Here is a 6835-nt window from a genome sequence, read left to right as displayed (position 1 = left end):
CGCGAGGCCGCCGCAGAGGTGAGTGCCGCTCTCCCGGCCGTGCTCGCCTCCGTCGAGCGGTCGGTGCAGGAGGCGCGCGACGAGCTGGTCACGGCCGAGGCGGCCCGCTCGCAGCAGAACGAGGAGCTCCGGACGCTGCGCCGCGAGGAGGCGACCCTGCGCGAGCGGCTGCAGTCCGTCACCGAGAGCGTGCACGGCCTCGAACTGCAGATCTCCGAGAAGCGGCTCCAGCTGACCGGTCTTCTCGAGCGCGCCGGCTCCGAGCTCGGGCTCACCGAGGACGTGCTCGTCGAGGAGTACGGTCCGGAGGTCGGCGTCCCGGACGAGACCGACGAGCAGCAGGAGCCGCGCCGTTACGTCCGCGAGGAGCAGCGGCGCCGTCTCGAGAAGGCCGAGAGGCAGCTCGGTCAGCTCGGCCGGGTGAATCCGCTGGCTCTGGAGGAGTTCGCCGCCCTGGAGCAGCGGCACGTCTTCCTCACCGAGCAGCTCGCCGATCTCACCAGCACCCGCCGCGACCTGCTCACCATCATCGAGGAGCTCGATGAGACCATGCAGTCGGTCTTCGCCTCCGCCTTCGAGGACACGCAGGCCGCCTTCGCCGATGTGTTCCCCGTGCTCTTCCCCGGGGGCACCGGCAGCATCAGCCTGACCGACCCGGAGAACCTGCTCACCACCGGGATCGAGGTCGCCGTGAGACCGGCCGGCAAGAAGATCGAGCGTCTCTCCCTGCTCTCGGGAGGCGAGCGCTCGCTCGCGGCGGTGGCGTTCATGGTCGCGATCTTCACGTCGCGGCCGAGCCCGTTCTACATCATGGACGAGGTGGAGGCGGCGCTCGACGACGCGAACCTCGGCCGGCTGCTGAGCATCTTCGAGGACCTCCGGACCTCGAGCCAGCTCATCGTGATCACCCACCAGAAGCGCACGATGGAGATCGCGGACGCGCTCTACGGCGTATCGATGCGCCAGGACGGCGTGTCGGCCGTGGTCGGTCAGCGGGTGCAGGCACCGCCCGCCTGAGGCCCTCCGCACGACCCGCAGGACCTGCGCCCGCTGCGCGAGCGGGCACCGGAGAGGGCGTCCACCTGCTCGAGCCCGAGGCGCGCGCCAGCGCGGATCGCCCGTCCGATCCTCCCGCTCCGCCCGCCGGTAGCCTGGACCCATGGCTGAACGCACCTCCTGGTCGCTCGGTCGCGCTCTGCGCGGCCTGTTCGAGAAGCGCACGATCGACGAGCAGACGTGGGACGACCTCGAGACCGCCCTGATCACCGCCGACTTCGGTCCGGACATCACTGAGGAGATGGTCGCCGACCTCCGCGCCAAGGTCGAGCGCTACAGCACGACCGACCCGCGAGACCTGCAGCGCATGCTCCGCGAGTCGCTTGAGGAGCGCCTCTCGAAGTACGACACGACCCTCACGCTCAGCGAGCGCCCCGCCGTGATCCTCGTGGTGGGCGTGAACGGCGTCGGCAAGACGACGACCATCGGCAAGTTCGCGAAGTTCCTCCGCAACTACGGCCGCAGCGTCGTCGTGGGCGCGGCCGACACCTTCCGCGCCGCCGCCGTCGATCAGCTCGCCACCTGGGCGCAGCGCGCCGACGCGCAGATCGTCCGCCCGCAGCAGGACAGGCAGGATCCCGCCTCCGTCGCCTTCCAGACCGTGCAGTTCGCGAAAGAGAACGGCGTCGAGATGGTCATCATCGACACGGCAGGTCGGCTGCACACCAAGGGCGGTCTCATGGACGAGCTGACCAAGATCAAGCGCGTCATCGAGAAGCAGGCCCCGATCTCCGAGGTCCTGCTCGTGCTCGATGCGACCACCGGCCAGAACGGTCTCAACCAGGCGGAGGCGTTCATCGAGCACGCGGGCGTCACCGGCCTGGTCATCACCAAGCTCGACGGCTCCGCCAAGGGAGGCTTCGTCCTCGCCGTGCAGGAGCGCACCGGCATCCCGATCAAGCTCATTGGCCAGGGCGAGGGCATCGGCGACCTCACCGGTTTCACCCCCCACGTCTTCGCCCAGCAGCTCGTCAGCTGATCCGGCGTCGCCCGGGATCCGTTTCTCCGCGACGGCGCGGACGGTCAGACCGCCTGCGAGAACCCCAGCGCCGCGTCGGCCAGGTGGCGCAGGTGCTCCGGCACCGGCAGCCCTTTCGACTCCATCGAGCGCGCCCAGAGCCGCCCCGCCCGGTAGGAGGAGCGCACCAGCGGTCCGGCGAGGACGCCGAGGAAGCCGATGTCCTCCGCCTCCTCCTTGATCGCCACGAACTCCTCCGGGTGCACCCAGCGGTCCACCGGCAGGTGCCGCGGAGTGGGGCGGAGGTACTGCGTGATCGTCACGATGTCGGTGCCCGCGTCGTACAGGTCTTGCAGCGCCTGCGAGATCTCCTCGCGCTCCTCGCCCATGCCCAGGATGAGGTTCGACTTCGTGATCAGCCCCGCGTCCCGCCCCTGGGTCAGGACGTCGAGCGAGCGCTCGTAGCGGAAGGCCGGCCGGATGCGCTTGAAGATCCGCGGCACCGTCTCGACATTGTGCGCGAAGACCTCGGGCCGCGCGTCGAAGACCCTCTGCAGATGCTCGGCGCGCCCCGTGAAGTCGGGCACGAGGATCTCCACGCCCGTGCCCGGCGCCTGGGCGTGGATCTGCCGGATGGTCTCGGCGTAGAGCCAGGAGCCCTCGTCCGGCAGATCGTCGCGCGCGACTCCGGTGACGGTCGCGTAGCGGAGGTTCATCCGCGCCACCGACTCGCCGACGCGCCGGGGCTCGTCCGCGTCGTAGTCCGCGGGCTTCCCGGTGTCGATCTGGCAGAAGTCGCAGCGCCGCGTGCACTGGGCGCCCCCGATGAGGAACGTCGCCTCGCGGTCCTCCCAGCACTCGAAGATGTTGGGGCAGCCCGCCTCCTGGCAGACCGTGTGCAGCTCCTCGCTCTTCACGAGCGCCTGCAGCTGGCGGTACTCGGGCCCCATCGAGGCCTTGGTGCGGATCCACTCGGGCTTGCGCTCGATCGGCGTCTCGGCATTGCGGATCTCGAGCCTCAGCAGCTTGCGCCCGCCCGCCTCGGCGCTCACGCGGCGACTCCGGAGGCGTCAGTGCGCGCAGCGAAGGAGGGCGCGGCCGCGGCGAACCGCGCCATCACGCGGGCACGCACCATCGGCATCGACGGAGAGTCGCCGCGTTCGCGCTCCAGTGTCGTCGCTCCGGCGTCGCTGATGCCGCACGCGACGATCCGGGAGTAGGGCTCGAGGCTGTTCGAAACATTCAGCGCGAAGCCGTGCATCGTCACTCCGGAGGCGACCCGGATCCCGATCGCCGCGATCTTGTCGGCGCCACCCGGCCGCTCCATCCACACCCCCGACCGCCCGTCGACGCGGGTCCCGTGCACCCCCAGGTCCTCGAGCACGTCGATCAGCACCCCCTCAAGCGCGCGGACGTACGCGACCACGTCGACCGGTTCGCGCAGCCGCACGATCGGATAGCCGACGAGTTGGCCCGGGCCGTGCCAGGTGATGCGGCCGCCGCGGTCGACGTCGACCACCGGAGAGCCGTCGGCGGGACGGTCGTGCGGCTCGGTGCGCTTGCCGGCCGTGTACACGGCGGCGTGCTCGCAGAGCACCAGGGTGTCGGGCCGCTCGCCGGCCACGACCTCGGCGTGGAGGCGGCGCTGCAGCTCCCAGCCGTCGCGGTAGTCCAGGGGATGCGCGGAGTCGCCCGCGACGAAAGTCTCGATCACCGGGCCACCCTAACCCCGTTCCTGTACCCGGACCAGTTAATCCGCGCGCCGGGTCGACGCCCCCGCGCGCACTGCCAGCGAGAGCCGCCCCGACCTCGCCCGCGGCTCCGGTAGAATTCCCGGCATCATGGCTACTTTCGGCACCCTCTCCGATCGACTCGTCGAGACCTTCAAGAACCTCCGCACGAAGGGCAAGCTCTCGGCCTCGGACGTCGACGGCACCGTCCGCGAGATCCGACGCGCTCTCCTCGATGCCGATGTCGCCCTCGAGGTCGTGAAGGAGTTCACCGGCAAGGTGCGCGAGCGCGCTCTCGGCGACGAGGTCAACAAGGCGCTCAACCCGGCCCAACAGGTCGTCCAGATCGTGAACGAGGAGCTCGTCGCGATCCTCGGCGGACAGACGCGTCGCCTCGAGTTCGCCAAGCGCCCACCGACCGTCATCATGCTCGCGGGCCTCCAGGGCGCAGGCAAGACGACCCTCGCCGGCAAGCTCGGCAAGTACCTCGGCAAAGAGGGGCACACGCCCCTCCTCGTCGCGGCCGACCTCCAGCGCCCCAACGCGGTGCAGCAGCTCCAGGTCGTGGGCGAGCAGGCCGGAGTCGCTGTCTACGCCCCGCAGCCCGGCAACGGGGTGGGCAACCCGGTGAAGGTCGCGCAGGACGCGGTACGCTACGCCGCCGACAAGCAGTACGACACCGTCATCATCGACACCGCAGGTCGCCTGGGTGTCGACACCGACATGATGAAGCAGGCGTCGGACATCCGCCGGGTCACGAACCCGGACGAGGTCCTCTTCGTCATCGACGCGATGATCGGCCAGGACGCGGTCGCCACCGCGAAGGCCTTCCAGGAGGGCGTCGACTTCACCGGCGTCGTCCTCTCGAAGCTCGACAGCGACACCCGCGGAGGCGCGGCCCTCTCGGTCGCCTCGCTCACGGGCCGCCCGATCCTCTTCGCCTCCACCGGTGAGGACCTCGACGACTTCGAGCAGTTCCACCCGGACCGCATGGCGAGCCGGATCCTCGACCTCGGCGACGTGCTCACCCTGATCGAGCAGGCGCAGGCCGCGTTCGACGAGGACGAGGCGCGCAAGGTCGCCGAGAAGATCATGAGCGACTCGTTTACGCTCGACGACTTCCTCGGCCAGATGCAGCAGCTGCGCAACATGGGCTCGATCAAGAAGATGATCGGCATGTTGCCGGGTGCGAAGGGCATGCGCGAGCAGCTCGACCAGTTCGACGAGCGCGAGATCGTGCGCACCGAGGCGATCATCCAGTCGATGACGAAGGCCGAGCGGCAGAACCCCAAGCTCCTCAACGGCTCCCGCCGCTTGCGCATCGCGCGCGGCTCCGGCATGACGGTGACCGACGTCAACCAGCTCGTCCAGCGCTTCGACCAGGCCGCCAAGATGATGAAGACCGTGGCTAAGGGCGGTATGCCCTCCGTGCCCGGGATGGGTCCGGTCCCCGGCGCCGGCTACACCGGCCGCCCGAAGCCGCAGAAGAAGAAGAGCTCGAAGTCGGGGAACCCGGCCAAGCGCGCGGCCGAGAACGCCGCCCTGACCGCACCCCGCTCCTCCGATGCCGGCGGTTCGGGTTTCGGCCTCGGCGGCGGGGCCGCGAAGGGCGCGCAGCCCACCCCCGAGGAGCTGGAACAGCTGCAGAAGATGCTCGGACGATGAGCCCGCTCCGCCGGGTCGGTGTGCTGCTCGCCGCCACGGCCGTCCTCGGACTCACCGGGTGCGCGGGCGGTTCCGGCGTCGAGGCGGTGTCGGCGCCCGCTCCCGACGATCTCGTCGGCCGCTGGGTGACGGGAGTCTCGTACGAGTCGCCCGAGGTGCCATTCCTCCTGATCGCCGGCGACGGCACCTGGACCGGGTCGGACGGCTGCAACGGTGCGCAGGGCGAGTGGTCGGTCGACGCGAAGGGTGCCCTCTCGGTCTCGGCGGGCCCCGGCACGCTCATCGCCTGCGACGGGGTCGCCCTGCCGCGGATCTTCTCGGAGGCGGCGATGGCCTCGATCGACGGCGGGCGCCTCCGTCTGTTCGACGGCGAGGGCGCCACCGTGGTCAAGCTCGCCCGGGCGACCAGCGACCAGGCGCCCACGGCATCGCCGGACCCGGCGGGGGAGTAGCCCCGCCGCGAAGCCGTGGCCCCGAGCACAGCTGCGGTCGATAGCGTGAGGGCATGACAACCCCACTCGCGCGCCCCGTCCGCATCGGCGTCCAGATCGCTCCCCAGCACGTCTCCTACGGAGTCATCCGCGACACCCTCACCGAGATCGAGGACCTCGGCGTCGACATCGCGTTCAACTGGGACCATTTCTTCCCCCTCTCCGGGGAGCCCGACGGCCTGCACTTCGAGGGCTGGAGCATGCTCGCCGCGTGGGCCGAGCAGACGAGCCGGATCGAGTTCGGCCCGCTCGTCACCTGCAACAGCTACCGGAACCCCGATCTGCTCGCCGACATGGCTCGCACGGTCGACCACATCAGCGCGAAGGGGGCCGAGGGCAGACTCGTCTTCGGCATCGGCTCGGGTTGGTTCGAGCGCGACTACGACGAGTACGGCTACGAGTTCGGCACTGCCGGCTCGCGCCTGGACGAGCTCTCCGCGGCCATGCCGCGCATCCGGAGCCGCTGGTCGATGCTCACCCCCGCGCCCACGCGGGACATCCCGGTGATGATCGGCGGAGGCGGCGAGAAGAAGACCCTGCGGATCGTCGCCGAACACGCCGACATCTGGCACAGCTTCTCAGACGTCCCGACCCTCGAGCGCAAGCTCGGAGTCCTCACCGAGTGGTGCGGACGTGTCGATCGCGACCCGGAGGCCATCGAGGTCTCGACCGGCGCGAGCGTCCGCAGCGGAGTCGGCGACGCCTCCTTCGACGTGCTCGACCAGCAGTACGACCTCGGAGCTCGCCTGTTCACGCTCGGCGTCTCCGGGCCCGAGATCGACCTCGCTCCTGTGCACGATCTGCTCGCCTGGCGCGACGGCAAGAACGGCACCACCCGCTGACCGCCGCCCCGCGGCGTTTCGACCCGGACCGCGGGGTCGCGGCAGCGACACCGGGGTCGCGCGCGGGCTCAGGTCGCGGGAGCGGTCCGTCGC

The 6835-nt window shown here is 70.4% G+C and carries 7 protein-coding genes; 5 read left to right on the top strand and 2 right to left on the bottom strand.

The window, feature by feature from the left end:
• Nucleotides 1–1017: AAA family ATPase (locus ACH61_RS13320; RefSeq protein WP_153038879.1), on the top strand; the 1017-nt coding region annotated here is incomplete at its 5' end.
• 142 nt (nt 1018–1159) lie between these two features.
• Nucleotides 1160–2035: a signal recognition particle-docking protein FtsY gene (ftsY, locus tag ACH61_RS13315; RefSeq protein WP_068212853.1), complete on the top strand. Its 876-nt coding sequence runs from the start codon at nt 1160–1162 to the stop codon at nt 2033–2035.
• Nucleotides 2036–2079: 44 nt separating this feature from the next.
• Here ftsY and lipA read toward each other — a convergent pair whose 3' ends face one another.
• Together lipA and lipB are read right to left on the bottom strand one after the other, a co-directional pair.
• Nucleotides 2080–3066: a lipoyl synthase gene (lipA, locus tag ACH61_RS13310; protein WP_068212851.1), complete on the bottom strand. Its 987-nt coding sequence runs from the start codon at nt 3064–3066 to the stop codon at nt 2080–2082.
• The gene (gene lipB / locus ACH61_RS13305; RefSeq protein ID WP_068212848.1) at nt 3063–3728 is read right to left on the bottom strand and encodes a lipoyl(octanoyl) transferase LipB; all 666 of its coding nucleotides are present in this window, start codon (nt 3726–3728) and stop codon (nt 3063–3065) included. Before lipB ends, lipA begins: the two co-directional genes overlap by 4 nt.
• A 127-nt stretch (nt 3729–3855) precedes the next feature.
• Here lipB and ffh point away from each other — a divergent pair, with 127 nt between their 5' ends.
• From ffh to ACH61_RS13290, 3 genes are read left to right on the top strand one after another with little or no spacing between them, the layout of a single operon-like run.
• Nucleotides 3856–5409: a signal recognition particle protein gene (gene ffh, locus ACH61_RS13300; RefSeq protein WP_068212846.1), complete on the top strand. Its 1554-nt coding sequence runs from the start codon at nt 3856–3858 to the stop codon at nt 5407–5409.
• The gene (locus ACH61_RS13295; RefSeq protein WP_068212843.1) at nt 5406–5861 is read left to right on the top strand and encodes an META domain-containing protein; all 456 of its coding nucleotides are present in this window, start codon (nt 5406–5408) and stop codon (nt 5859–5861) included. The genes ffh and ACH61_RS13295 overlap by 4 nt, the downstream gene beginning before the upstream one ends.
• Before the next feature lie 53 nt (nt 5862–5914).
• A complete protein-coding gene (locus ACH61_RS13290; RefSeq protein ID WP_068212840.1) occupies nt 5915–6742 on the top strand; it encodes an LLM class F420-dependent oxidoreductase in 828 nt (275 codons plus the stop codon).
• Nucleotides 6743–6835 lie beyond the last annotated feature (93 nt).

This window comes from Rathayibacter tanaceti, from assembly GCF_001634385.1.
Classification (GTDB): domain Bacteria; phylum Actinomycetota; class Actinomycetes; order Actinomycetales; family Microbacteriaceae; genus Rathayibacter; species Rathayibacter tanaceti.
This window is presented reverse-complemented; position numbering and strand designations above follow the sequence as displayed.